Annotated in this window: 27 protein-coding genes; 6 read left to right on the forward strand and 21 right to left on the reverse strand. The window is 70.4% G+C overall.

Going from position 1 to position 24,239, the window contains the following annotated elements; all coding sequences use genetic code 11:
- Window positions 1–39 precede the first annotated feature (39 nt).
- From fliG to ACZ6TB_RS29145, 6 genes are all read left to right on the forward strand, one after another.
- Window positions 40–1,065, forward strand: coding sequence for a flagellar motor switch protein FliG (gene fliG, locus ACZ6TB_RS29120; RefSeq protein ID WP_465558999.1), 1,026 nt, complete (start codon window positions 40–42; stop codon window positions 1,063–1,065).
- Window positions 1,049–1,732 (forward strand): FliH/SctL family protein, encoded by a 684-nt coding sequence (locus ACZ6TB_RS29125; protein WP_465559001.1) that lies wholly within the window; start codon window positions 1,049–1,051, stop codon window positions 1,730–1,732. Before fliG ends, ACZ6TB_RS29125 begins: the two co-directional genes overlap by 17 nt.
- A complete protein-coding gene (locus tag ACZ6TB_RS29130; protein ID WP_465559003.1) occupies window positions 1,732–3,039 on the forward strand; it encodes a FliI/YscN family ATPase in 1,308 nt (435 codons plus the stop codon). Before ACZ6TB_RS29125 ends, ACZ6TB_RS29130 begins: the two co-directional genes overlap by 1 nt.
- A gap of 101 nt (window positions 3,040–3,140) precedes the next feature.
- Window positions 3,141–3,593 carry a flagellar export protein FliJ gene (locus ACZ6TB_RS29135; protein WP_465559004.1) on the forward strand — a complete coding sequence of 151 codons (453 nt, stop codon included), beginning with the start codon at window positions 3,141–3,143 and terminating at the stop codon, window positions 3,591–3,593.
- Window positions 3,594–3,595: 2 nt separating this feature from the next.
- Window positions 3,596–4,600, forward strand: a complete 1,005-nt coding sequence (locus tag ACZ6TB_RS29140) for a transglycosylase SLT domain-containing protein (RefSeq protein WP_465559287.1) — start codon at window positions 3,596–3,598, stop codon at window positions 4,598–4,600.
- A gap of 28 nt (window positions 4,601–4,628) precedes the next feature.
- The gene (locus ACZ6TB_RS29145; protein ID WP_465559006.1) at window positions 4,629–6,773 is read left to right on the forward strand and encodes a flagellar hook-length control protein FliK; all 2,145 of its coding nucleotides are present in this window, start codon (window positions 4,629–4,631) and stop codon (window positions 6,771–6,773) included.
- 55 nt (window positions 6,774–6,828) lie between these two features.
- On the opposite strand, the gene ACZ6TB_RS29150 is transcribed toward ACZ6TB_RS29145, so the two are convergent.
- From ACZ6TB_RS29150 to ACZ6TB_RS29250, 21 genes are all read right to left on the reverse strand, one after another.
- Window positions 6,829–7,065, reverse strand: a complete 237-nt coding sequence (locus tag ACZ6TB_RS29150) for a hypothetical protein (RefSeq protein ID WP_465559007.1) — start codon at window positions 7,063–7,065, stop codon at window positions 6,829–6,831.
- The gene (locus ACZ6TB_RS29155; RefSeq protein ID WP_465559009.1) at window positions 7,062–8,615 is read right to left on the reverse strand and encodes a hypothetical protein; all 1,554 of its coding nucleotides are present in this window, start codon (window positions 8,613–8,615) and stop codon (window positions 7,062–7,064) included. Before ACZ6TB_RS29155 ends, ACZ6TB_RS29150 begins: the two co-directional genes overlap by 4 nt.
- Window positions 8,605–10,647 carry a flagellar biosynthesis protein FlhA gene (locus ACZ6TB_RS29160; RefSeq protein WP_465559011.1) on the reverse strand — a complete coding sequence of 681 codons (2,043 nt, stop codon included), beginning with the start codon at window positions 10,645–10,647 and terminating at the stop codon, window positions 8,605–8,607. Before ACZ6TB_RS29160 ends, ACZ6TB_RS29155 begins: the two co-directional genes overlap by 11 nt.
- 92 nt (window positions 10,648–10,739) lie before the next feature.
- Complete coding sequence (locus ACZ6TB_RS29165; protein ID WP_465559013.1) at window positions 10,740–11,831, reverse strand: EscU/YscU/HrcU family type III secretion system export apparatus switch protein; 1,092 nt, start codon at window positions 11,829–11,831, stop codon at window positions 10,740–10,742.
- A 56-nt stretch (window positions 11,832–11,887) separates the two neighbouring features.
- On the reverse strand, window positions 11,888–12,652 hold the full coding sequence (locus ACZ6TB_RS29170) for a flagellar biosynthetic protein FliR (RefSeq protein ID WP_465559014.1): 765 nt from the start codon (window positions 12,650–12,652) through the stop codon (window positions 11,888–11,890).
- On the reverse strand, window positions 12,649–13,488 hold the full coding sequence (fliP, locus tag ACZ6TB_RS29175; RefSeq protein ID WP_465559016.1) for a flagellar type III secretion system pore protein FliP: 840 nt from the start codon (window positions 13,486–13,488) through the stop codon (window positions 12,649–12,651). The genes ACZ6TB_RS29170 and fliP overlap by 4 nt, the downstream gene beginning before the upstream one ends.
- A complete protein-coding gene (locus ACZ6TB_RS29180; protein WP_465559018.1) occupies window positions 13,488–13,895 on the reverse strand; it encodes a FliO/MopB family protein in 408 nt (135 codons plus the stop codon). Before ACZ6TB_RS29180 ends, fliP begins: the two co-directional genes overlap by 1 nt.
- A gap of 5 nt (window positions 13,896–13,900) precedes the next feature.
- A complete protein-coding gene (gene fliN / locus ACZ6TB_RS29185; protein ID WP_465559020.1) occupies window positions 13,901–14,659 on the reverse strand; it encodes a flagellar motor switch protein FliN in 759 nt (252 codons plus the stop codon).
- Entirely contained in the window at window positions 14,656–15,603 is a 948-nt protein-coding gene (locus ACZ6TB_RS29190; RefSeq protein ID WP_465559022.1) for a flagellar motor switch protein FliM, read from the reverse strand. The genes fliN and ACZ6TB_RS29190 overlap by 4 nt, the downstream gene beginning before the upstream one ends.
- 121 nt (window positions 15,604–15,724) lie before the next feature.
- Window positions 15,725–16,174, reverse strand: a complete 450-nt coding sequence (locus ACZ6TB_RS29195) for a flagellar basal body-associated FliL family protein (RefSeq protein ID WP_465559024.1) — start codon at window positions 16,172–16,174, stop codon at window positions 15,725–15,727.
- Between the two features lie 16 nt (window positions 16,175–16,190).
- Complete coding sequence (locus ACZ6TB_RS29200; protein WP_465559025.1) at window positions 16,191–17,246, reverse strand: flagellar motor protein MotB; 1,056 nt, start codon at window positions 17,244–17,246, stop codon at window positions 16,191–16,193.
- A gap of 3 nt (window positions 17,247–17,249) precedes the next feature.
- A complete protein-coding gene (locus tag ACZ6TB_RS29205) occupies window positions 17,250–18,041 on the reverse strand; it encodes a motility protein A (RefSeq protein WP_465559027.1) in 792 nt (263 codons plus the stop codon).
- On the reverse strand, window positions 18,041–18,334 hold the full coding sequence (locus ACZ6TB_RS29210) for a flagellar FlbD family protein (RefSeq protein WP_465559029.1): 294 nt from the start codon (window positions 18,332–18,334) through the stop codon (window positions 18,041–18,043). Before ACZ6TB_RS29210 ends, ACZ6TB_RS29205 begins: the two co-directional genes overlap by 1 nt.
- Window positions 18,335–18,541: 207 nt before the next feature.
- The gene (locus ACZ6TB_RS29215; protein WP_465559031.1) at window positions 18,542–19,801 is read right to left on the reverse strand and encodes a flagellar hook protein FlgE; all 1,260 of its coding nucleotides are present in this window, start codon (window positions 19,799–19,801) and stop codon (window positions 18,542–18,544) included.
- 31 nt (window positions 19,802–19,832) lie between these two features.
- On the reverse strand, window positions 19,833–20,339 hold the full coding sequence (locus tag ACZ6TB_RS29220) for a flagellar hook assembly protein FlgD (RefSeq protein ID WP_465559033.1): 507 nt from the start codon (window positions 20,337–20,339) through the stop codon (window positions 19,833–19,835).
- 125 nt (window positions 20,340–20,464) lie between these two features.
- Window positions 20,465–20,953 (reverse strand): hypothetical protein, encoded by a 489-nt coding sequence (locus ACZ6TB_RS29225; protein WP_465559035.1) that lies wholly within the window; start codon window positions 20,951–20,953, stop codon window positions 20,465–20,467.
- A 7-nt stretch (window positions 20,954–20,960) separates the two neighbouring features.
- Window positions 20,961–21,323, reverse strand: a complete 363-nt coding sequence (locus tag ACZ6TB_RS29230) for a response regulator (RefSeq protein ID WP_465559037.1) — start codon at window positions 21,321–21,323, stop codon at window positions 20,961–20,963.
- A complete protein-coding gene (locus ACZ6TB_RS29235) occupies window positions 21,320–21,808 on the reverse strand; it encodes a chemotaxis protein CheX (RefSeq protein ID WP_465559038.1) in 489 nt (162 codons plus the stop codon). Before ACZ6TB_RS29235 ends, ACZ6TB_RS29230 begins: the two co-directional genes overlap by 4 nt.
- Window positions 21,808–22,191 carry a response regulator gene (locus ACZ6TB_RS29240; RefSeq protein ID WP_465559040.1) on the reverse strand — a complete coding sequence of 128 codons (384 nt, stop codon included), beginning with the start codon at window positions 22,189–22,191 and terminating at the stop codon, window positions 21,808–21,810. Before ACZ6TB_RS29240 ends, ACZ6TB_RS29235 begins: the two co-directional genes overlap by 1 nt.
- A gap of 7 nt (window positions 22,192–22,198) precedes the next feature.
- Window positions 22,199–23,044, reverse strand: a complete 846-nt coding sequence (locus tag ACZ6TB_RS29245) for a CheR family methyltransferase (protein ID WP_465559042.1) — start codon at window positions 23,042–23,044, stop codon at window positions 22,199–22,201.
- Window positions 23,041–24,234 carry a protein-glutamate methylesterase/protein-glutamine glutaminase gene (locus ACZ6TB_RS29250; protein ID WP_465559044.1) on the reverse strand — a complete coding sequence of 398 codons (1,194 nt, stop codon included), beginning with the start codon at window positions 24,232–24,234 and terminating at the stop codon, window positions 23,041–23,043. Before ACZ6TB_RS29250 ends, ACZ6TB_RS29245 begins: the two co-directional genes overlap by 4 nt.
- Window positions 24,235–24,239: the final 5 nt, after the last annotated feature.

Raw genomic sequence — 24,239 nt, forward strand, 5'->3', positions numbered from 1 at the left:
GTTTTATGATGGGTTAGGGACGGGCTGAGGGAGTTTGCGTTGACCACACCGGCGCTCACCACGCTGTCTATGACGGGCGTGCGCAAGGCAGCGATCATGCTCGTGCAGTTCGGCAAGGAGCAGTCCGCGCAGGTCCTGGGCAACATGTCGGAGAAAGAGGTCGAGATGATCTCGGCCGAGATCGCCCGGCTGGGCAAGCTCGACCCGATCGTCGTCGACGACGTGCTGGACGAGTTCTACGCCATGGCGACCACGCGGTACGCCGGCTCCGGCGGCATGGACTACGCCCGCGAACTGCTCGAGGCCTCGCTGGGCAAGGAGCGCGCGGCGCTCATCCTCGACCGGCTCGAAGCCTCGATGAACGACATCCCGTTCAACTTCCTGAGCCACGCCGACCCCCGGCAGCTGCTCTCCTACGTGCAGTACGAGCACCCGCAGACGATCGCGCTGATCCTCGCGCACATCCCGGCGGCACTCGCCTCGTCGATCCTCGCCGGGCTCTCGCTCGAGGTGCAGACCGAGGTGGCGCACCGGATCGCGGTGATGGACCGCACCTCGCCGGAGATCATCCGCCAGGTCGAGGCCGCCCTCCAGCGCAAGCTCTCCACCGTGCTGCAGCCGGACGAGCTCTCCTCGATCGGCGGCCTGCAACCGCTGGTGGAGATCATCAACCGCGCCGACCGCACCACCGAGCGGCTCATCCTGGAAGCCCTGGACGCCCGCAGCCCCGAGCTGGCCGAGGAGATCCGGCGCCGGATGTTCATGTTCGAGGACATCATCAACCTCGAGGACCGTGCCGTGCAGCTGGTGCTGCGGCAGGTCGAGCCGGCCGACCTGGCCACCGCGCTCAAGGGCGTGCCGGACACCGTACGCGACAAGGTCACCCGCAACCTGTCCGAGCGCGGGCGGGAGAACCTCATCGAGGAGATCGACCTGCTCGGCCCGGTCAAGGTCAAGATGGTCGAAGAGGCCCAGGCGAAGATCGTCTCGGTCATCCGCTCGCTCGAGGACTCCGGCCAGATCGAGGTTCAGCGCGGCGGCGAGGCCGATGAGCTCATCGCCTGAGCCGCCCCGCAACCCGGTGATCCGAGGCACGGTGGCCGAGTCCGCCACCGCCGCCCAGTTCGGCGTCGACCTGCGGCGCGGCAGCCCGGAGTCGAGCGGCGCGTCCCTCGAGCGGGCCCGCGAGGAGGCCCGCACGGCCGGGTACGCCGCGGGCTGGGCCCAGGGACAGCGCGAGGCGGCGCAGGCGGCCGAGGGCGCCGTCGAACGGGCCCGAGCCGCCGAGGCCGCGCACGACCAGCGCCGGGCGGCGGCCCTGGCCCAGGCGATCAACGCGCTCGGCCGGGCCGTCACCGAGCTCGAGACCCAGCTCATGCCGACCTTCACCGAGCTGCAGGAGGTGCTGCTCGCGCACGCCTTCGAGCTGGCCGAGGCGATCGTCGGCCGGTCGCTGGACGACCCGCAGCGACGGACCGCCGACGCGCTGCGCCGGGCGATGGCCGCGTCGCCCGAGGCCGGCGCGCTGGTCGTCCACCTCTGCCCCGAGGACTACCGGACGCTGATCGGCCCGGACGGGCCGAGCGACTTCGACCACGAGGGCCGGCACGTGAGCCTGCGCCCGGACGCCTCGCTGCGCCCGGGCGACGCCGTCGCGGAGACCGGCATGACGACCATCGACGCCACGGTCGCGGCCGCGGTGGCCCGCGCCCGGGAGGCGTTGCGTCTCTGATGACCGATCTGTTCCGGCACCGGATGAACGCGGCCCTGGCCGCGGCCCGCCCGCTCGCCCGCGGCAAGGTGACCGGCGCGGTGGGTCTGCGGGTGACCGTGAGCGGCCTCGAGGCCCGGGTCGGCGACCTGGTGCGGATGGGCGACGGCCCGGACGCCGTCTTCGCCGAGGTGGCCGCGATCGACGGCGACAAGCTGTCCTGCCTGCCCCTCGGCCCGCTCGCCGGCATCGGCGCCGGAACGCCGGTGACCAGCACCGGCGGCCCGCTGCGGGTGCCGGTCGGGCCCGACCTGCGGGGCCGGATCCTGGACGGTCTCGGCCGGCCGATGGACGGCGGGCCGCCCCTGCTCGGGGAACTGGTCAGCATCGAGGCCGCCCCGCCCTCGGCGATGGAGCGGCAACTGGTCGACGTGCCGATGCCCCTGGGCGTACGCGTGCTGGACACCCTCGTGCCCTGCGGCCGCGGCCAGCGGATCGGCATCTTCGCCGGCTCCGGCGTCGGCAAGTCCAGCCTGATGAGCATGATCACCCGTGGCACCTCGGCCGAGCTCAACGTCGTCGCCCTGGTCGGCGAGCGGGGCCGGGAGGTACGCGAGTTCATCGAGCACGACCTGGGACCGGAGGGGCTGGCGCGGTCCGTGGTGGTGATCGCGACCTCGGACGCGGCCCCGCTCGTGCGGCTGCGGGCCGGCGCGGTCGCCACCCGGATCGCCGAGTACTACCGGGACGAGGGCGCCGACGTGCTGCTGCTGATGGACAGCGTGACCCGTGCGGCCATGGCACAGCGCGAGGTCGGCCTGTCGGTCGGCGAGCCGCCGGCCACCCGGGGCTACCCGCCGTCGGTCTTCGCGATGCTCGCCTCGCTGCTCGAGCGGGCCGGGCCGGGCGCGCGCGGCAGCATCACCGGCCTCTACACCGTGCTGGTCGAGGGCGACGACCACAACGAGCCGATCGCCGACGCCGCCCGCTCGATCCTCGACGGGCACATCGTGCTCGACCGGAAGCTGGCCACCGCCGGCCACTTCCCCGCCGTCCAGGCGCTCGACTCGATCTCCCGGGTGGCCAACAAGATCACCACGGCCGAGCAGCGGGCCGACGCCACCGAGCTGCGCCGGCTCATGGCGGCCCACCGCGAGGTGCGGGAGCTGGTCGAGATCGGCGCGTACGTGCCCGGCACCAACCCCGAGGCGGACCGGGCCAACGCCATCTGGCCGCACATCACCGCGTTCCTGCGCCAGGACCTGGATGAGCGCGTCTCGCCGGAACAGGCCTGGGCCACGCTGCACGCGATCGTACGGTCGGCTTGACGATTTGATCTGTTGCTAGTCGGGTGCAGCACTCAGCGAATCTCCGGGCGGGCCGAAGCGGAGATGTGAGGGACGCTCGCCCGCGCTAGGAGGCCGAAACCTTGAACCGCCTGTTCCGACTCGGACCCGTGCTCCGCGCCCGCAAGGCGCAGGAGGACGCCGCCCGGGGCGCCGTCAACCAGTCGCGCGCCGAGATCCGCGAAGCCCAGGCTCTGGTCAAGCGCCGTCACCTGGATCTGGTCGGCGCCGAGGCGCCGTCCGAGGGCACCGCCCGGGCCATGGTCGCCTCGCTGGTGGCCCGCCAGTCGCTGGCCGGCGCCCTGATCGGCGCGCAGCGCATGGTGACCGGCGCCGAGGAGGTCGAGCGGGAGCGCCTGGCGGTCCTCGCCGACGCGGCCAAGCGCCGGCGCGCCGTCGAGTTGATGGCCGAGCGGCACGCCGAGCAGCTGCGCGCCCACGACCTGCGGGTCGACCAGGCCAACATCGACGAGCTGGCGGTGACCTCCAAGGCCCGCAACATGGCCCGCGGCCTCGCCGAGGGGAGCCCGGCGTGACGATGATGGGCGTCGGCGGGGTCCTGTCCCGCATCCAGGAGCTCCAGGGCCAGCTCGGCCTCAACCCGCTCAACCCGGACGGCACGACCGTCGCCGGCTCGGCCACCACCACCAAGGGCGCCACCGGCACCGACTCGACGTTCGCCTCGATGCTCGCGGACGCCACCGGGGGCGGTTCGTCGTCCGGCGCCGGCGGCGTCTCCGGCGACGAGGTGATCGCCTCGGCCAAGAAATACCTGGGCACGCCGTACGTCTTCGGCAGCACCGACCCGGGCAAGGGCCTGGACTGCTCGGCGCTCGTCCAGCGCACGTACGCCGACCTCGGCATCCAGCTGCCCCGCAACTCGTGGGAGCAGGCCAAGGCCGGTCAGCCGGTGGCGACCCTGGCCGACGCGAAGCCGGGCGACATCCTGGCCTTCGACGCGCCGGTCGACCACGTCGGCATCTACCTCGGCAACAACCAGATGATCGCGGCGCCCAAGCCCGGCGATCACGTCAAGATCCAGAAGGTGTACGAGACGCCGACCCACATCCGGCGCGTGATCTCCGACGTGGATCAGGTCGCCGCGCAGAACCTGGCGGCGGTCCGGCCGGCCGCGCTGCAGGGCTCGGGCGCGCTCGACGGCGTCCCGTACGGCGACCTGTTCGTCAAGGCCGGCGCCAAGTACGGCGTCTCGCCCAAGTTGCTCGCCGCCGTCGCCAAGGTCGAGTCGGGCTACAACCCGCAGGCCGTCAGCAAGGTCGGCGCCCGCGGCCTGATGCAGCTCATGCCGTCGACCGCCCACGGCCTCGGCGTGAACGACGCGTTCGACCCCGAGCAGGCGATCTTCGGCGGGGCCAAGCTGCTCGCGCACAACCTCCGCGAGTTCAAGTCGCTCCCGCTGGCCATCGCCGCCTACAACGCGGGCGGCGGCGCCGTGAAGAAGTACGGCGGCATCCCGCCGTTCGCCGAGACCCAGGCGTACGTGCCCAAGGTCCAGAAGGCCCTGGCCGCACTCGGCGGCTGAGCACGCCGACCCCCATGAGGAGAGCCGCATGAAGCTGCCGAGTTCCGTGACGGGACCGGACCGCGCCGGCACGCCCGACACCACGCGCCGGGCCCACCGGCGCGGGGAGGGTGGCGACGAGTTCGGGTCGGCGCTCTCGGCCGAGCTCGACCGGTCGGACCGCGACGAGGACGGCGCCGCCGCGACCGAGCGGTCCGCCTCGCACGCCGACCGGGACGCCGCCGACCGGGCCGCCGCCCAGCGATCCGACCGGGCGGCCGCCGATCGCGCGGCCGCGGAGCGGGCCGCGGCCAACCGGGCGGCCGACCGCAACGCCGCCCTGCGCCGCGACGCCGGCAACCGGGCCGACGCGGCCAGTAGGGCCGACGCCGCCAGGGCCGACGCCGGCCGAGCCGACGCCAACCGAGCCGACGCCAACCGAGCCGACGCCAACCGAGCCGACGCCAACCGGGCCGAAGCGTCCGACCGGGCGGATGCCGCCAACCGGGCCGACGCCGGCCGGGACGCCGCACGGGCCGGCGCCGACCGGGATGCCGCTCGGGACGCCGCACGGGCCGGCGCACGGGCCGACGCCAACCGCGCCGCCGGCGATCGGGCCGACGCCGCGAAGCGTGCCGCCGACGACCGGGCGGACACCGCCGCCAAGCAGGCCTCCGACGCAGACCGGCCGGACGCCGGGCGCGCCGGCGACCCCACCGCGGTGAAGGATCCCGCGGCCAAGGACGAGTCCGCCACCAAGACCGCGGCCAAGGGCGACGCGAAGACCGACGCGAAGGCCGGCGACACCAAGGCCGACGGAACCGCCCAGACCGACGCGGCCGCCGCGACCGACCCCGCCGCCGGACAGCCCGTGCCGCCCGCCCCGCCGGCCGCCGCCGCGGTCGCGCAGGCCGCCGCCGTCACCGCGCAGGCCGTTCCGACCTCGACCACCACGCCCGCCACCACCCCGACGGCCAAGCCCGGCACCAAGGGCGCCGCTCCGACCTCCGGTGTCGCGGCGACCGGCGGACCCACCGCGACCGGCGGACCCACCGCGACCGGCCCGGCCAGCCCGATCGGCCCGACCACGGCGACCGGTGCGACCGGTGCGACCGCCACGGCCGGCCCGGCCGGCGCGACCGCGGCTCTGGGCACGCCGGGGACAGCCCAGCCCGGCGCCCAGTCCGCGAACGTCGCGCCGACGACCACCGCCGCGCTCGCCACCGGCCCCCGGGCCGATGCCGCGGGCAAGCTGTCGGCCGCCGCACCGACCGACGCCAAGCCGGCGACCGCCGACCCGAAGGCCGCCCCGACCCCTGACGTCGCCCCCGCCCCGCAGGCGCAGGCAACCACGCCGGCCACAACCGGCCCCCAGAACCCCGTCGACCCCGCGACCACCGCGCCCGTCGCCGGCATTCAGGTACAGGGTCAGGGACAACAGGGCAGCACACCCGGCCAGGACCAGGGTCAGCGTCAGAGCCAGGGGCAGAACCCACCGGCCGCGACCCCGACCGGCCCCGACGCCGGGCTCCAGCCCGCACCGTCCCCGGTTCCGGCCACCGTCGACCGGCCCGTTCCGGACCCCGCGGCCCCCCAGGCGACCGGTCTCCCGCCGGCCCCGGCCACGACCCCGGGAATCGCCGCCGACGGGACCGCCACCCCGGGCGTGCTCGGCCAGGCCGGGCTCGCCGGCGTCACCGGACCGCAGGCGGCCGCCCCGGCCGCCCCGGCGGCTCCCGCCGCTGCGCCCGCGCCGACGATGCCCGCGCCGCCGCCCGCCGCCCAGATGGCGATGCGGATCGCGCCGCTGCGCCTCGAGGCCGACGGCGTGCACCGGCTGACCGTGCATCTGCACCCGGTCGACCTCGGTCCGGTCCAGGTGGTGGCGGAGATCCGCAACGGCGACATCAATCTGCAGCTGACCGGCACCACCGACGCCGGCACCGACGCCCTGCGCGACGCGCTCGGCGACCTGCGCCGGGAGCTCGAGGACTCGGGCTTCGGCAACTGCACGCTCGACCTGCGCCAGGGTGGCGCCCAGCAGGAGCAGGCCCGGCAGCAGTTCGCCTCGGCCGGCTACGCCTCGGGCCGGCGGGACAACGGCCCGGCCGGGCCCAGTGCGCCGGCGCCGGCCGAGACCGGACCGACGACGCGCCGCACGCCGGGCAGCGGACGCCTCGACGTGCAGGCCTGACGAACGAGGAAGGCCGGTGGACCTTGGGGTCCACCGGCCTTCGTCATGCGCGTTACTACACCTCGTGCACGTCCACCGGCGTGGGCGTTACGGCGACGGCTTCCCCACCCTCGTCGTTCCGCCCGTACCCCGCCGTGACGAACCGAAGCGCGGCCAGGAGCAGCGCCGCGATCGGCACCGCGATGATGAACCTGATCAACACGTCGGTGAGGTCCAGCTGGTCGAGCACGTACCGGTACAACGCCGGCGCGCTTATCACGAGCGCGAACAGCAGGACCGACGGACGGATCACTGCCGCACCGTGCGGGACGCCCGGCGAGGCGGCGCCGCCACCGGCATCACGTCGGTCGCGATCCGGGCGCAGAGCATGGCCGCCCAGGCGTGCGGGGTGGCCGGCTTGCCGTCCAGCGAGAAGATCGGCAGGTCCAGCCCGAGCACCGAGGCCGGGTCGGCGGTGAGCTCCACGCTGTGCACCACGAGCGCCTCGACCTCGCCGAGCGTCCGCATGTGACGCGCCGTGTCGGCGGTCTTGCGGGTGGCGTCGACGATCGCCCAGACCGCGGTGGCCCCGATCGCGTCGCACATCTCGTTGACCCACAGCGGGTCGGTGCCACCGACCGCCGCCTCCATCACGACGACCCAGGCCTGCTCGGCGTTGTGCAGCTTCTCGACCCGCGACTCGGCCGCCTCGCGGCTGGAGATCAGCCGGGAGGAGTGCAGGCCGGTGCCGGCCGTGCTCTGCGCGGCCAGGAGAAGGTGGTTCTCCGGCACGCCGATCTGCTCGAGCAGGTGCCGGGCGATCGGCACGCCGAGGTTGATGTCCCCGGCGAGCACCAGGATCTCCCCCGGGCCGTCCGGGATGGCGGGCGCCGACGGACGCGCGGCGAGCACGCTGAGCACTCCGGCGTATGTGTCGGCGCCGGTGATCTGCCGGGCCATCGGCTCGGGCATGCCCACCGACATGAGGTTGCGGATCACCGGATCGCTGTCCGGCGCGGCGTGCGCCGGGGTCACGACCGGCGGCAGCGGCTTGACCGCCTGGACGGGAGCGGCCACGGGCGGCGCCACCTCCTCCTCGGGCGCCGGGATCGGCGCATCCTCCTCGATCTCGATCTCCGCGGCCAGCCCGCCGATGCGCTCGGCGAGGCTCGGCATGGCCGGCTTGTGCGGCACGTTGACCGGGATCTCGTTGGTCTCGGCCGGCCGGAACGGACGCACCGTCGGCACGTCCTCGCCTCGCAGCGGCACGGCCGGCTTGGGCCGGACCGTGTTCCGCTCGATGCCGGGCTCGGCGGTCGTGTCGAGGCCCGCCATCAGCTCGGCGAAGGCCGCACTGGTGTCGCTGACCCCGGCACCGCGGCTGAGCTCGGTGTCCGGCGCCACGGGCTCGGCCGGGCGCGGTGGCTCGGCCAGCCGGGGCGGCTCGGCCATTCGCGGTGGCTCGGCCGGGCGCGGTGCGGCCGGCCGGGCGTGCGCGGCCGGGCGCGAGAACGTCGTCTCGCCGGGCCGGGCCTGGCCGAACGTCGCCGGCGTGACGGTGCGAGCCGGCGCCGAGTGCGCGGCCGGCCGTACCTGCTCGTCGATCCGATCCTGCGACTCGGCCCGTTCCAGGAGTCGCTCCAGCGTGTGGCCGTTGTCTTGGGTCATCGTCCGTTTAGCCATGTCATTCCTGTCCTCGTTCAGGTCCGGCACCTCCACGGAAAGCTCGTAATGCTGCTTCGCGAAGAAGCCTCCGACGCCGCCACTGCGGACCTTGTCGGCGGAGATGATCCGGACACCGGAGCCGTACTCATCGCGTACCTGAGCCAGCAAAGGCTCGATGGCCGGTCCCTCAAGCAGCACCCGCGTAGGCACCGTTCACCACCCCTATCGTCTCGATCTGTGCTGTGGAACCAGAGATTTCGCCGTACGACAACACCTGCACCCGGCGGGAGCCGGCCCGCAGGAGTCGCATCAATGGCAGCCGCAGCTGTGGCGAGCAGGCGAGCACGGGCTGGAGGCCCTGTTGCTCGGCGGTCTCGGCCAGGCGGGCGGCTTCGGTGACGATCGCCTCGGCACGCAAGCCGTCGATCGCCATGAAGGCTCCCGTCTCGCTCGGCCGCAACGATTCGAGCAGTTGTTGCTCGAGCATGGGTTCGAGAGTGATCACCGTGAGCCGGCCGTCCCGCACGTAGTTGGCGGCGATGGCCGGGCCGAGCGCGGCGCGTGCCGCCTCGACCAGGCCGTCCGAGTCGACGGAGACCTTCGCCCTCAGGGAGAGCGACTCGAAGATCCGGACCAGGTCGCGCACCGGCACGCCCTCGTCCAGCATGGCCTGCAGCACCTTCTGGATCTGACCGAGGCTGAGCAGCGACGGGGTCAGCTCCTCCACGACGACCGGATGCGTGCGCTTGACCATCTCGGTCAGCGCCCGGACGTCCTCGCGGCCGAGCAGCCGGCTCGCGTTGCTGCGGACCACTTCGGCCAGGTGCGTGATGATCACGCTGGCCCGGTCCACGACCGTGGCTCCGGAGAGCTCGGCCTGGTAGTGCAGCTCGGCCGGCACCCACTTGCCGGGCAGGCCGAAGACGGGTTCGACGCCGGCGCGGCCGGGCAGGCCCTGCAGGCCCTCGCCGATCGCCAGCACCGTTCCGGGCGGGGCCTCGCCGGTGCCGGCGTCGACCCCGGAGATCCGGATCGCGTACGAGGAGAGCGGCAGGTCGAGGTCGTCCCGGGTGCGCACGGGCGGCATGATCACGCCCAGCTCCATGGCCATCTTGCGGCGCAGGGCGCGTACCCGGTCGAGAAGATCCCCGCTGCTGGCGTCGACCAGGTCGACCAGGTCCGGCGAGAGCGCCAGCTCGAGCGGGTCGACCCGCATCTCGCCGAGCAGCTGCTCCGGGGAGTCCGGCGCCGGCATCTCGACCGCCTCGGTGACCGCGGCCTCGGCCTCGGGCTCCGGGTCCTTGATCCGCTGCGCCAGCACCAGCACCGTGGTGCCGACCAGCAGGAACGGGATCTTGGGCAGGCCCGGGATGACGCAGAGGGCGAGCGCGGCGCCGCCGCCGATGCGCAGCGCGAGCTTGTTCTGGCCGAGCTGGGCGGTGACGGTCGTGCCCATGTCGCCGGAGGTGGCCGAGCGGGTCACGATCAGACCGGTGGCCACCGACAGCAGCAGGGCGGGCACCTGGGAGACCAGGCCGTCGCCGACGCTCAGCAGGCTGTACTGGTTCATCGCGTCGGAGGCCGACAGGCCCTGCTGGAGCAGGCCGACCGCGAAGCCGCCGACCAGGTTGATCAGCGTGATGATGATGGCCGCGATCGCGTCGCCCTTGACGAACTTCGAGCCGCCGTCCATCGCGCCGTAGAAGTCGGCCTCGGCGGACACCTCGGCCCGGCGCTTCTTGGCCTCGGCCTCGTCGATCAGGCCGGCGTTGAGGTCGGCGTCGATCGCCATCTGCTTGCCGGGCATCGCGTCGAGGGTGAAGCGGGCGCCGACCTCGGCGACCCGCTCGGCGCCCTTGGTGACCACGACCATCTGGACGATCACCAGGATCAGGAAGATGACCAGGCCGATGACCAGGTTGCCCCCGACCACGAAGCTGCCGAACGCGTGGATCACCTTGCCGGCGTCGCCGTCGCGCAGCACCAGCCGGGTGGCGCTGATGTTCAGCGCGAGCCGGAACAGGGTGGCGACCAGGAGCAGTGCCGGAAAGACCGAGAAATCCAGCGGCTTCTGTACGAACATACTGGTCAGCAGGATGAGCAGGGCGGCCGTGATGTTGAGCGCGATCAGCGTGTCCAGCAGGAAGGTCGGCAGCGGCACGACCATCATGATGATGATGCCGATGACCCCCACGGGGACGGCAAGACGGCTGATGTTGCGGTTCTTCACGGCACCTTCCCGAGCACATGGTGTAGCTCACCCATCACGGTGAGTCTCCCTCGTTCGAGGGACGCATGTGAGGAAATCTCCTAAATTTTCGGTTATGCGGCTGCTGAGGCTGAGGATGGGTTGCGGTGCAGACCAGCAGCAGAGCCGCGAGCCTTCAGACTCATGACGAACGCCAGCACCTTTGCCACCGCGCCGTAGAAGTCCGCGGGGATCTCGGCGCCCACTTCGACGGCGCCGTGCAGAGCCCGGGCCAGAGGCACGTCCTGCACCATCGGCACCCGGTGTTCGGTGGCCAGTTCGCGGATCTTGGTGGCGATCGGGCCCTGCCCCTTGGCCACCACCCGCGGCGCCCCCTTGGTCGGCTCGTAGCGCAGGGCGACGGCCACGTGCGTCGGGTTGACCAGCACCACGTCGGCGGTCGGGATGTCGGCCATCTGCCGGTTGCGGGCCATGGCCATCTGCCGGGAACGGATCTGAGCCTTGACCAGCGGGTCGCCCTCGGTGTTCTTGTTCTCCTGCTTGACCTCTTCCTTGGTCATCCGTAGCTGCTTGTTGGTGCGGCGGCGCACCACGAAGTAGTCGCCGGCGGCCATCACGATGCCGGCCACGGCGGCGGCCCGGACCAGTCCGAGGGTCGCGTCCTTGACCACCGACAGCAGCGCGGCGAACGGCAGGTGGCCGGCGGTCATCAGCTGCGGGATGACGCCCTTGGTCGTGGTGTAGAGCACGGCGGCCAGCACCGACGTCTTGACCAGGGCCTTGGTCGCCTCCCACAGCGCCTGCGGGCCGAACATCTTCTTGATCCCGGGCAGCGGGTTGAGCCGGCTGAACTTCGGGATGAACAGCTTGGTGGCGACCCGGATGCCACCCTGGGCCCCGGCCGAGGCGATGCCGACCGCCATCAGCGTGGCCGACAGCGGCAGCACCGACCAGGCCACGCCGAGACCGGCGTCCTTGAGCATGTGCATGGCGACGGCCGGCTCGGGGTTGCGGATCACCTCGGGCACTTTGACCATCAGGTCACGGGCGTGGTCGAGCGCCGCGCCGAGCGTCTTGGGCAGCATGATGCTGGCCGCCAGCATGCCGAACCAGGCGCCGACGTCCTGGCTACGGCCGATTTGGCCCTCACGCTTGGCCTTTTTGAGCTTTTGCGGTGTCGGTTGTTCGGTCTTCTCGCCCGCCATCGCTCACCTCCTCCCCCCGTTTTCCCTTCTGTTTTCCGCCGCGGGCAGGCAGAGCGTCAGCCGCCGGTGAGCTTCAGCACCGCGGTCACCGAGCGGTCGACGAGCGACTCGATCACCGACGGCAGCGTGGTGATCGCGATCCCGGAGAGCGTGAGCAGCAGGAAGATCTTGGCGGGGAAGCCGAGCTGGAACGCGTTGAGCGCCGGCGCGACGCGGTTGAGCAGGCCGAACGCGACGTCGGTGAGGAACAGCACCACCACCAGCGGCCCGGCGATCTGGAGCGCGGCCAGGAACATCTCGCCGAGGCCCTTGAGCAGCAGCTGACTGAACGTGGCCAGGTCGAACGAGAGGTTCAGCGGCATCGTCCGGAACGACTGGAGGAAGCCGCGCAGGATCACCTGGTGCCCGTCGCCGGCGAACAGGATCGTGACCGCCACCAGGTTGTAGAAGCGGCCGAAGACCGAGCTCTGGTTCATCGACAGCGGGTCGTAGGCCTGGGCCAGCGTGAAGCCGCCGAAGAGGTCGAGCATGTCGCCCGCGGCCTGGAGGGCCGCGAAGAGCAGGAGGGTGACGAAGCCGAGGGCGGCGCCGACGAAGACCTGGAGAATGGCGCTGTAGATGATGTCCGACGTCTGCAACGAGGGCACGGTGCCCCGGAGGTACGGCGCGAGCGGCAGCGTCAGCCCGATCGAGAGCAGCGCCTTGACCGTTCCCGGGATGAACCGCGAGTTGAACGGCGGGCTGATCATCAGCCAGGCGCCGGTGCGGGCCGCCCCGAGCAGGATCGCGAGCATGTCCGCGATCGGGATGTTCCAGTTCATCGGTACGACGCCACCAGCGCCGTGAGGATCAACCCCCAACCGTTGACCAGCACGAACAGCAACAGCTTGAACGGCAGGGACACGGTCACCGGGGGCAGCATCATCATGCCCAGCGACATCAGGGACGCGGACACGACCATGTCGATGAGCAGGAACGGGATGAAGATGACGAAGCCGATGATGAAGGCCGCCCGCAGCTCGGACAGGACGAACGCCGGGATCAGCGTGGTGAGCTCGACGTCGTCCTTGTTCTTCGGCTTGTCCGTGCCGGACAGCTTGATCATGAGGGCGACCTCGTCCTCGCGGGTCGTCTTCCACATGAACTCGCGCAGCGGCTTGACGCCGTCGTGGAACGCCTGCGTCTGGGTCTTGTCGCCCTTGAGGTAGGGCTGCACGCCCTGCTGGTTCATCGACGAGACGGTCGGACCCATGATGAACAGGGTCAGGAACAGCGCGAGCCCGGCGATCACCTGGTTCGGCGGCATGCTGGTCAGGCCGAGCGCGTTGCGGGTGATCCCGAGGACCATGAAGACCTTGGTGAACGACGTGCAGAGCAGCAGCAGGGCGGGCGCCACCGAGAGCACGGTGAGGCCCATCATGATCACCAACGAGGTGGCCGGGCGGCTGCCGTCCGGATTGGTCCCGTTGATGTTCAGGTTGATGCTGGGCTTGGTCGGCGCGACCGGCGCGGTCGGACCGGGAGCCTCCGGTACGCGATCGGGCAGCGCCACCGTCACCACGGCGGGCGTGGGTCTTGGTTCCGCCGAGGCCGCGCCCGGTAGCAGGACGAGCGCCAGTCCCACGCTCGCGAACAGTAGCCAGATCGCGCGTTTCATCAATGCCTCGATGTCCGGTCGCGGAGAAAGTCGATCGTCGAGGTCCACGTCTTGGGCGAGAGCAACGACTTGTCGAGCCGCCCCGCGGCCGCCGACGACGGGTGCGCGCCGGGCAGTTCGACGTTCTCCAGGTGGTCCCGGTGCTCGTCGTGGTGCTCGAAGTCGGCGATGTCGGCCTCGCCCAGGGCGTTCACCTGCGCCTCGGTGACGCCCAGGATCATCGCCCGGTCGGCCACCTTGACCACGATGACCTCGGCGTTGCGGGTGAGCTGCTGGCGGTTGAGCACCGCCAGCTCGCCGTGCGGCCGCCGCGCGCCCAGCGGCCGGCGTACCACCCGCGCCAGGGCCCACATCAGGCCGAGGACGACGAACAGCGAGAAGCCGATCCGCAGGACGAGCTCGAACAAGGCCGTTACCCCTCGGCGCCCGGAGCGACGATCTCGGTGATCCGGATGCCGAAGTTCTCGTCGACCACGACCACCTCGCCGCGGGCGATCAGCCGGCCGTTGACCAGCAGATCGGCCGGGCTTCCGGCGGCCCGGTCGAGCTCGACGATCGCGCCCGGGTTGAGCGAGAGCAGCTCGCGCACGCTCATCCGGGTGCGGCCCAGCTCGGCCGACACCTCCATCTCGACGTCGTGCAGCATGTCGAGCCCGCCGCGGGCGAACGCCGACGCCGCGGTCGTCGCCTGCGGGCGGGCGATGTCGATCTGGCCGGGCTCCTCGTTGGGCCAGGGGTTCAGGGCGAGCGCGAGCACCGCGCGTACGTCCTCCCCCTCGACCAGCGGGACCACGACGGCGTCCTCCTTGGCCGCCAGCGCGCTCAGCGCGACGCCGGGCTCCATCACCACCCCGGGGTCGAGGACCACCGGCCCGAAGACCCGGGCCGCCGCCTCGAGAGCGGGCCGCACCGCGGCGGTCAGGTCGAGCTCGCCGAGCGGGCTCTCCTTGAGCGCGTCCGCGAGGTCCTGACCGACCACCACGACGACCTCGCCGTTGGCCGCGCCGCTGAACTTGGCCGTGACCGCCTGGCCGTCGGGCAGGGCGTCGGCGGTCGCGGAGACCGGGGCGGCAGCGGCGAGCGCGCGGCTGGTGGGCAGGACGGCGAGTGCGGCCTCGGCGGCGTTCCGGGCGAGCGCCAGCTGGGGCGCGGTGATGGTGGGCGCGGTCATGAGCGGCCAGACTCCTTGGAGGGCTCCTTGGGCGACGGCACCACGAGACACGCGAGCCGGGCGCCCTGATTACCGGGAACTGCGTGCGCGAAGACGGTCTCGTTGACGGTCACCTCGAGCGGCCGGCTGGTCGGATGAGCCAGCGGCACAACGTCACCGGGACGCAGATCCACGATGTCATCGGTACGCATGCGAATGGGCTGAAATCGCACCGCAACGTCGATCGGAGCCGAGAAAAGGCCGGCCGTCAGGTTGCGCAGCGCCAGGTCACGGCTGGCCCGCTCGCTGTCGCTGAGCACGACGGCCTCGGTGCGCGACAGCACCGGAAGGATCATGTTGAACGGGATGCAGATGCTGGCCAGGCACTCCTCGGCCCCGATCTTGAGGTCGAAGGTGGCCACCACGCAGGCGTCGCCGGGCGCGTGCGCACGCAGGAACTGGGCGTTGTACTCGATCTCTTTGAGCTTCGGCGAGATGTGGACCAGCTGCTCGAAGCCGTACCGCAGCTCGCCCAGCATCCGCTCGAGCAGGCCGCGCAGCAGCGGCATCTCGACCTCGGTGAGGGGGCGCTCCGGCTGGGGCCCGCCGGGGCCGCCGAGCATGTGGTCGATCGCCGTCATGGCGGCCGAGGAGGACATCTCCATCAAGGCCGTGCCGGGCAGCGGATCGAGATTCACCACGGCGATCACCGTGGGATTGGAGAGCGAGGCGACGTACTCCTCGTAGTTCAGCTGCTCGATCGAGGCGAGCGTGACGTTGCTGACCACGCGCAGGCGGGTGGTCAGCAGGGTGCCGCAGCTGCGCGCGTACGTCTCGAAGGCGATCTGCAGCGTGCGTACGTGTTCCCGGGAGAGCTTGATCGGGCGACGGAAGTCGTACGGCGCCGGCCCTCCGCCCTGGCCGCGACGCGACATCTTGCCCGGGGAGCGTGTTGCGGAGGTCACGTCGTCCCCATCGGCTCATTTCCTGATCCGCTGAGCCGGAGACGCGTTTTTATCCGGAAATCGGCGGATGGGCGGGTTCACCGGAGTGAGCCCGCCCGTCCTGGTTGTCCGAGTTACTTGGTCACTGGGTCACGAACTGGGTGAAGTAGATGTCCATGACCTCCTGCTTGCCGTCGACCGTGTAGGCCTTGACCAGCTTCGCGACCAGGTCCTTCTTGACCTCCTCGCGGCCCTTCTCGGTGGAGAGCTCGGCCACCGTCTTGCCGGTGTACTCGTCGATCGCGATGTTGATGGCCTCGCTGGTGTCGACGTCCTCGGCGGCGTCGGTGGTCTGCTGGAGCGAGAACTGGACCTTCAGGTAGTGGCTGTCGGCCAGGTTGACCGTCAGCGCGTCCTCGATCTTCACGATCGTGCCCTTCTTGGGCGCGGCCTCGGCCTTCGAGCCGCTCTTCATCATGAAGAACGCGCCGCCACCGCCACCGAGCAGCACGACCGCCGCCACGATGATGATGAGCATCTTCTTGCTGGACTTCTTCGGCGCCTCGGCGGCGCCTTCCTTCTCGTCAGCCATCGGAATCGGTCTCCCCTCAGTCGTTCGCGGTGGTGGTAGTGGTCGCGGTGGTCGCGGATGAGTCGGTCGTGGTCGTGGTGGTGGTGTTGCCGGCCGCGGCGGCGGCCTTCTCGATCGCCGCGGCCTGGGCCGTGGTCTGACCGGTGTGCAGGTTCGCGTCGTCGCCGGCCGCGGCCGGGAGCAGCGCGGCCTGGTCGGCCGAGAGCGTGGTGAGGACGACGACGTCCACCCGGCGGTTCATGGTGATCGAGCGCGGGTCGCTCGGGTCGATCAGCGGGTGGGTGTCGGAGAACCCGACCGCGCTCATCCGGCTCTTGGCCATGCCGTGCCCGACCAGGTAGCGAACGGTGGTCGAGGCGCGAGCCGCGGAGAGCTCCCAGCCGCTGGGGTAGTACGTGGTCGCGGCCTTGAGCTGGTTCGTGTTGCCGTCGACCTCGATGTTGTTCTTCAGCTTGGCCAGCGTCGGCGCCAGCGCGTCGAGGATCTTCTTGCCGCCGGCCTGAAGGTCGGCGCGGTTGCCGTCGAACACGACCTCGTTGGTGACGATGGTGACCACCAGGCCGCGCCGGTCGATCGTGAACTGCACCGCGTTGAGCAGCTTCGCCTTCGCCAGCGCGTCGGACAGCTTGTTCTCGACCTTCTTCAGATTCTCGGCTTCCTTGGCCGCTGCCTGAGCGTTCTTGGAGGCCGTCGACCGGCTTTCCGCCTTGACCGCGGCCTCAACCGCGGCCTTCTCGGACTCGGTCATGTTCGAGGTGCCGGTCTTGCCGTCGCCCGGGTTGGCACCCGGGTCGATCTTCACGATCTCGGACGACTGGCCGGCGCCGTCGAGCGTCGACATCTGGCCCGTGAACGCCGCGCTCTGCGCGCCGAAACCCGAGGACAGGCCGGAGGCCAGCTGGGCGAACTTCTTCATGTTGACGTCGGACATCGAGTAGAGAACCACGAAGAGTACGAACAGCAGGGTCAGCATGTCCGCGTACGACACGAGCCAGCGCTCGTGGTTGACGTGCTCCTCGTGCTCCTCGTGGCCACGCTTCTTGCGCTTGGCGCCCCCACCGCCTGAGCTCATCGGTTATGCCGCCTTCTTCGTGGTCGCGGCCGCCTCGGCCTTCTTGGCCTCGTCCGGCGGGAGGAGGCTGCGGAGCTTCTGGGCCACCAGGCGCGGGTTCGAGCCGGCCTGGATGGCGAGGACGCCGTCGACCACCAGCTCCATCTCCTCCGCCTCGACCGCGCTGAGGCGGGTCAGGCGGGCGGCGACCGGAAGCCAGATCACGTTGGCGCTGAGCACGCCCCAGAGGGTCGCGACGAACGCCGCCGAGATCGACTCACCGAGCGTCTCCGGCTTGTTCAGGTTCGCCAGCACGTGGACCAGGCCCATGACCGTGCCGATGATGCCGATCGTCGGGGCGTAACCGCCCATGTTCTCGAAGAGCTTCGAGCCGGCCTTGTCGGCCTTCTTCTTGGCCGCGATCTCGGCGTGCAGGATGTCGTGCAGCTCCTCGGGGTCGGTGCCGTCGATGGCGAGCTGCAGACCGCGCTTCAGGAAGGGGTGCTCGACGGTCTTGACCGCGTCCTCGAGGGCCAGCAGCCCCTCGCGGCGGGCCCGCTCGGCCAGCTTCACGACGTTGTCGACGAGCTGGGTCGGCGGCGTGACCTTGGCGAGGAACGCCTTCTGGAGCTGCTTGCCGACGCCGGTCGCGTCCTTCAGCACGCCGCCGGCCATACCGGCCATGAACGCGCCGCCGAACACCAGCAGCATCGACGGGATCAGGATGATGGAGGACGGCGAACCACCCTCGAGGATCTGAACGGTGAAGATGATCGCGAGGCCGGCGACTACACCGACGATGGTGGAGATATCCATCAGCGTTCCTTCCGGTGCAGCGGGAGCACCTTGGCGTCGTGGTCGTCCTCATCCGAGGACAGATCCGAGGTCAGGGCGGTGGCCGTGGGCTCGGCCTCCAGGCGGCTCGCCTGGGCGATCAGCGAGGCGCGGTAGTGGCGCACCGAGTCGATGAACTCGGGCACGGACTCGGCGATGACGTACTTGGTGCCGTCCACCAGCGTGATGACCGTGTCGGGCGTGCAGTCGGCACGCTCGACCAGATCCGGATTCAGGGCGAACACGGCACCGTTGATGCGAGTTACGAGGATCACGTACATCCGTCCTTGGGTGGTGGTGTGGTCCTGGGCTGGTAGGCCGTCCGTGGCCCGCTTTCACATGTCATTTCGGCGACTTGACGGTTGCGCATGAGATCCGTCCGGTCGCATTGCGGGTGCAGCCGATCGGCTACGAAGTGACGGCCGGGACAGGCACGTGAATGCCTGTCCCGGCCGCCGGCCGAGCTGGTGGTGCTACGAGATCTAGCGCTTCATGCTGACGAGCTCCTGGAGCAGTTCGTCGGAGGTGGTGATGACGCGGGAGTTGGCCTGGAAGCCACGCTGGGCGATGACCAGGTTGGTGAACTCCTGGGCGAGGTCGACGTTCGACATCTCCAGCGCGCCACTGATGACCTGACCCATGCCGGCGCTGCCGGGTTCGCCGACCTGGGCGTAGCCGGAGTTGACCGTGGAGCGGTAGCCGGAGTCACCGACCTTCTCGAGGCCGTTGACGTTCTTGAAGGTCGCCATGGCCACCTGGCCCAGGACCTCCTTGAGGCCGTTGCTGTAGACACCGATGATCTGGCCGGTGTCGGAGACCGTGTACGACAACGACGTCAGCGCGCCCGACGCCTGGCCGTCGGTGTCGAACACCCGCGCGTCGGAGAGACCCGAGTACGACGTGATGTCGGTGGTGTCGATGGTGTAGTCGTTGGGCGCGGTGCCGATGGCCAGCGAGTTCTTCGCGGTGCCGGAGCCGTCGGTCGGCTTGCCGCCCTCGAAGTTCAGCGTGTCCGTGCCGATGCTGTTCCCGGCCTCGTCGAACATCTCCACGCCCCAGGTGGACGTGTCCGCGACGTTGTCGTTCGCGGTCCGGCTGAACTTCGCGGTGACCGTGTGCGGCGCGCCCTGGGAGTCGTACGCCTTGATCGGGATCGTCGTGGTGTAGGTGAGGCCCTTGTTCGTGGGGTCCGTCGCGTTCGGGATGTCATCGCTGCTCAGGTTGCCCTTGAGGGTGGCCTTCGTGGTCCGCGCCGGCTCGATCGTGCTGCCCAGCGGCATCTTGATGTCGCCGGGCTTGCCGGCCGTGTTGACCTTGCCGTCGGTGGCCGTCCAGCCCTGTACCGGTTGACCGGTCGCGTTGACCAGCAGGCCGTTGGCGTCGAACGTGAACGAGCCGGCCCGGGTGTAGAGGTCCTCGTTGCCGCTGCGCGTGATGAAGAAGCCGTCACCCTGGATCATCATGTCGCCGGAGCGTCCGGTGGTCTCCTGGGAGCCCTGCGCCCAGTTCGACAGGATGCCGGCGTTCTTCACGCCGAGACCGACCTGCGCCGGGTTGGTGCCGCCCTGCCCGTTCTGGGGAGCGCCGGCCGCGCCGAGCATCTGGCTGAGCGTGTCCTGGAACTGGACGGTGTTGGCCTTGAAGCCGACGGTGTTGACGTTGGCGATGTTGTTGCCGGTGACGTCCATCATCTGCTGGTGCGCGTGCAGGCCGCTGATGCCGGAGTAGAGAGAACGCAGCATGGATCGGTTTCCTTTACGGAGAGAGGCGGGGTCAGGCGGTCGCGGGACCGGTTGCCGGGTCGACCTTGTTCGCGTCGACCGGCTGCGGGGCCGTCTGACCGGTGGAACCGGTCGTCGCACCCGTGGAGAGGACTTCCATGACCTTGGACAGCTGCACGTCCGTGTTCCCGATCCGAAGCATCGGTTCGCTGTCTCCGTTGAGCTTTGCGGCCGATATGACACCCGACTGGCGGGCGCCGTTCTCGTCCATGTAGGTGACGCTGTGGCCGACCAGGCCGCTGGCGCCGACCAGGCGCTGCGACTTGAGCACATCGGCGATGTCGCCGAGCTTCTCGACCTGGGTGAACTGCGCGGTCTGCGCGAGGAACTGGGTCGAGTCGGCCGGGTTGCTGGGGTCCTGGTACTTCAGCTGTGCCACGAGCAGTTTGAGGAAGGTGTCCTTGTCCCCGAGCTCTTTGCTCTTGTCCGCGATGCTCTTGCCGGGCGTCGCGCCAGTGGTCCCCGAAGTGCCGGAGATTCCCGAGGTCGGCGAGGTCATGACTTCTCCTGTCCGTTTGCTTGCTCGACCTAAGGTTCGTCAGACCGCGGATTTTGCTTAGCCGCAAAAAATCGCGGGCCCCACCGTGTGGGACCCGCGATCAGTCGTGTTCTCGATGCGCTCGGTCAGGGCGCGAGGGACAGGCTGAACTTCCCCTTGCCGTACCGGTTGACCTCGACCGTGAGGTCGACCCGGCGGCCCAGCGCCATCAGGTGGGCCCGGGCGTCCGCGGGCAGCGGGTCGCCGGGGTAGATCACCTGGTAGAGCTTGATGTGCGGGCCACCCTCGCGGTTGAGCAGGCTCGTCAGGACGTTGCACAGCTCGAAGACGTTCTCGGCGAGGTTCGGGAACAGTTGCTTCTCGTCGATGCTGTCCTCGGCCGCGCCGGCCGGCAGCAGGCCCAGGGCGGCGCCCGCGTTGGCCGCCAGCGGCAGGTCCATGCCGAGCACGCCGTAGATGTTCTGCGAGGTGTCGGTGAAAATCGCGACCGTGGCCGTGGCGATCGCATCCGCGGAGAGCGGGTCGCCGGGGCTGACGGTCACTTCGCGGCCGAGCAGGTCCTCGAAGAGGTTGCGGACGGCCAGAGTGCCAGGAAGTACCGAGACATCGGACATGTCGTAATCATCCCAAAATAGGAGCGAAGACCTCATCGAATCGCTCAGCTGAGAACGGCTTCACGATGAAAAAGAGCGCGCCGGCGGCTTCCGCCTGATCTTTCATCTCGGGCGTGCTCTCCGAGGTCACGAAACCGAACTTGATGTCGTTGCCGGCCGCGCGCAGCTGCCGGAGCACTTCGATACCGGTCATCTCCGGCATGTTCCAGTCCGAGAGAACCAGATCCGGGTTCTCCGACTTGGTCATCTCGAACGCCTCGCGGCCGTTCGAGGCCTCGATCAGATCGTGGTCACCGAACCCGGCCTGGCGGAGCGTGCGGACCACGATCTGCCGCATGACCCGGCTGTCGTCGGCGATGAGAATTTTCATGCGCCTGCCTCCTCATTGTTGTCCGCGCGGCTCTGCCACATGGAAATCGACACCGGTTCGCCTTCCCAGATGCCGTACACGCCGCCGATCCGCTCGGTGTTGGGGAACCGCGCGGTCGACTCCGGCGCCAGCACGACCTGGGGCAGGGAGAGAAGGGCGCCGGGCGGCAGCATGGCCTTGACGTTGCCGCCGACGATGTTGGCGAGCTCGCCGAGCACGTCGGACATGTCCTCCTGGCTCACCTCGTCCATCTCCATGGCGAGGAAAGCGGCGGCCGCGCGAAGGGCCGCATCGGTGGAGGACGCGTACACGATGTACCCGGTCCAGGAGCCGGTGATGGAGACCGAGGAATGCACCTCGGAGGGCTGGTTCTCGTCGTACGTCGGAATCAGCGGGCTGATGCCCTCCGGATCCAGGTACGACTCCCACACCTGCTCCACCATCTCGGCGAGGTCGCTCTCGTTGACCTCGACTTCCACGCTCATTAGTTCGCTCCGGACGGGACGAGGCCCAGCAGGGCCAGTTTTTCGATCATGGCGCCCTCGGTGAAGGGCTTGATCACGTACTCGTGCGCGCCCGCGGCGAGCGCTCGTACGATCTGGCTCTGTTCGCTCTCGGTGGTGACCATGACCAGCGTCATCTCACGCAGACGCGGGTCGGCCCGGACGTTCGTGACGAACTCGAGCCCGTTCATGTTGGGCATGTTCCAGTCGATGAGGGCCAGTTCCGGCACCTCGGTCATCTCGGCGAGCAGGTCGAGCGCTTCCTTGCCGTCGCCCGCCTCCACCGCCTCGAAGTTGAGTTTCGTGACAATGCGCTTGAGGATCATGCGCATTGCGCGGGAGTCGTCGATAACCATCGCGCGCATCGCGGCGTCATCCCCTTCTCGGAGCGCCCGCGGGCACCCCGCTTCGGACTCGGTATGCGGAGGTACGGCCGGCGGCCACCCGCTCGTAGTTGTCGTCGATCCCGATGGTCGTCTCGGCGGCGCCGAGGAAGAGCCACCCGTCCGGGCGCAGCAGCTTGGCGGCGTTCTGCAGCACGGTTCGCTTCGTCGCGACGTCGAAATAGATCAGGACGTTGCGCAGGAAGATGACGTCGAACGGCTGCATGGCCGGAATCGGCGCGGTCAGGTTCATCAGCCGGAACGAGACGTTCTTGCGCAGCTGCGAGGTGATCCGCCAGTGGGCGCCGGCCCGCTCGAAGTACTGCACCAGCTGGCTGGCCGGCAGGCCACGGTTGACCTCGACCTGGCTGTACTCGGCGGTCTCGGCCCGCTTCACCATCTCGGTCGAGATGTCGGTGCCCATGATGTCGTACGACCAACCCGGCGGGAGATTCTCCTGCAGGGTGATGGCCAGGCTGTACGCCTCCTGACCGCTGGAGCTCGCGGCCGACCAGACGCGGACCTTGCGGGTCGCCGCGCGCGACTTGACCAGCTCGGGCAGGACCACGTCGGTGAGCGCGGCGAACGGCTCCCGGTCGCGGAACCACGACGTCTCGTTGGTGGTCAGCGCGTCGATGATCCGGCGCTGGTTCGCCGGGTTCGGCCGGCGCTGGAGGTCGGCCAGGAACTCGTTGACGTTGGCCGCGCCGACCGCCCGGGCGACCGGGATGAGCCGGGCCTCGACCAGGTACTCCTTGCCCGGCGCGAGAACGATGGACGCCTCCTTGCGGACGAGCGTCGAGACGAAGGTGAACTCGGCCTGGGAGAGGGTCATCGGGCCACCGCCGCCGACCGCCCGGACTTCACCCGGTTGACCAGGAACGCCGCGATCCGGTCCAGCGGCAGGATCTCGTCCGCCAGCCCCGCGGTGACCACCGCCCCGGGCATGCCCCACACGACCGAGGTGGCCTCGTCCTGGGCCAGCACCTCGGCTCCCGCGTCTCTCAGCACCTTCGCACCACCTCGTCCGTCTTGTCCCATTCCGGTCAGTACCGTGGCATATGCCGATGCCCCGTAGAGGGCGGCGACCGACCGGAACATCACGTCCACGGCCGGGCGGCAGGAGTTCTCCGGTGGTGCGCCGCTGAGCTGCGTCAGCGTCGCCGTTCCCCGGCGGTGCAGCACCAGGTGGTGATCGCCGGGAGCGATGTAGGCGCAGCCCGGCGTCAGCTCCATCCCGTCGCCGGCCTCGACCACGCGCAGCGGGGTGCTGCGGTCGAGCCGTTCGGCGAACATCCGGGTGAAGACGGGCGGCATGTGCTGGGTGATCACGATCGGCACCGGCAGGTCGGACGGCAGCCCGGTCAGCACCTTGGTGAGCGCGTCCGGCCCCCCGGTGGACGAGCCGATGGCGAGGATGTCGATCTTTCCGCCGGGCGCACGCCGGGCCGTGGGGCGCGCGCCGGCGGCCGGCGGCCCGGGCGGCGCGGCGCCGGGACGGCCGGGACCGGACGGCGGCAGGCCGGTCCGGGGCGGCGCGGCGCCGGGCCGCGTGGGCCGGGCCGGTGCGGTGGCGCCGGGCCGGCCGGGTGGCGCTCCGGGTGGCGCCGCGCCGACTCGGCGACGGCCGCCGAGTGCGTGGATCTTGGGAACCAGCTCGTCCCGGACCGCCGCGATGGACTCCGCTACCGAGCCGACGTTGCTGGGCTTGGTGACGTAGTCGGTCGCCCCGGCCGCCAGCGCCTCCAGCGTGGCGCTGGCGCCGGCCGCGGAGAGCGTGCTGAACATGATCACGGGGATCTGCTTGTGCCGCTTGCGCAGTTCCTTGACGGCCGCGATGCCGTCCATCTGCGGCATCTCGATGTCCATCGTGATCACATCGGGCTTGAGCTGGTCGATCTTCGCCTGCGCCAGCAGGCCGTTCGAGGCCGTGCCCACGACCTCGATGTTCTCGGCGCCGCCGAGGGCGTCGACGATGAGCCGACGGACCACGACGGAATCGTCGACGACGAGGACCGAAATCATCCGAC

The organism is Actinoplanes sp. NPDC051537, assembly GCF_055586105.1.

Bases quoted from the DNA above. Each gene is read 5' to 3' on its own strand.
- ACZ6TB_RS29125 (WP_465559001.1), top strand. From the start codon at position 1,049: ATGAGCTCATCGCCTGAGCCGCCCCGCAACCCGGTGATCCGAGGCACG.
- ACZ6TB_RS29130 (WP_465559003.1), top strand. From the start codon at position 1,732: ATGACCGATCTGTTCCGGCACCGGATGAACGCGGCCCTGGCCGCGGCC.
- ACZ6TB_RS29140 (WP_465559287.1), top strand. From the start codon at position 3,596: ATGATGGGCGTCGGCGGGGTCCTGTCCCGCATCCAGGAGCTCCAGGGC.
- ACZ6TB_RS29145 (WP_465559006.1), top strand. From the start codon at position 4,629: ATGAAGCTGCCGAGTTCCGTGACGGGACCGGACCGCGCCGGCACGCCC.
- ACZ6TB_RS29165 (WP_465559013.1), bottom strand. From the start codon at position 11,831: ATGGCGGGCGAGAAGACCGAACAACCGACACCGCAAAAGCTCAAAAAG.
- ACZ6TB_RS29170 (WP_465559014.1), bottom strand. From the start codon at position 12,652: ATGAACTGGAACATCCCGATCGCGGACATGCTCGCGATCCTGCTCGGG.
- fliP (WP_465559016.1), bottom strand. From the start codon at position 13,488: ATGAAACGCGCGATCTGGCTACTGTTCGCGAGCGTGGGACTGGCGCTC.
- fliN (WP_465559020.1), bottom strand. From the start codon at position 14,659: ATGACCGCGCCCACCATCACCGCGCCCCAGCTGGCGCTCGCCCGGAAC.
- ACZ6TB_RS29195 (WP_465559024.1), bottom strand. From the start codon at position 16,174: ATGGCTGACGAGAAGGAAGGCGCCGCCGAGGCGCCGAAGAAGTCCAGC.
- ACZ6TB_RS29200 (WP_465559025.1), bottom strand. From the start codon at position 17,246: ATGAGCTCAGGCGGTGGGGGCGCCAAGCGCAAGAAGCGTGGCCACGAG.
- ACZ6TB_RS29205 (WP_465559027.1), bottom strand. From the start codon at position 18,041: ATGGATATCTCCACCATCGTCGGTGTAGTCGCCGGCCTCGCGATCATC.
- ACZ6TB_RS29215 (WP_465559031.1), bottom strand. From the start codon at position 19,801: ATGCTGCGTTCTCTCTACTCCGGCATCAGCGGCCTGCACGCGCACCAG.
- ACZ6TB_RS29220 (WP_465559033.1), bottom strand. From the start codon at position 20,339: ATGACCTCGCCGACCTCGGGAATCTCCGGCACTTCGGGGACCACTGGC.
- ACZ6TB_RS29225 (WP_465559035.1), bottom strand. From the start codon at position 20,953: ATGTCCGATGTCTCGGTACTTCCTGGCACTCTGGCCGTCCGCAACCTC.
- ACZ6TB_RS29230 (WP_465559037.1), bottom strand. From the start codon at position 21,323: ATGAAAATTCTCATCGCCGACGACAGCCGGGTCATGCGGCAGATCGTG.
- ACZ6TB_RS29235 (WP_465559038.1), bottom strand. From the start codon at position 21,808: ATGAGCGTGGAAGTCGAGGTCAACGAGAGCGACCTCGCCGAGATGGTG.
- ACZ6TB_RS29240 (WP_465559040.1), bottom strand. From the start codon at position 22,191: ATGCGCGCGATGGTTATCGACGACTCCCGCGCAATGCGCATGATCCTC.
- ACZ6TB_RS29245 (WP_465559042.1), bottom strand. From the start codon at position 23,044: ATGACCCTCTCCCAGGCCGAGTTCACCTTCGTCTCGACGCTCGTCCGC.
- ACZ6TB_RS29250 (WP_465559044.1), bottom strand. From the start codon at position 24,234: ATGATTTCGGTCCTCGTCGTCGACGATTCCGTCGTGGTCCGTCGGCTC.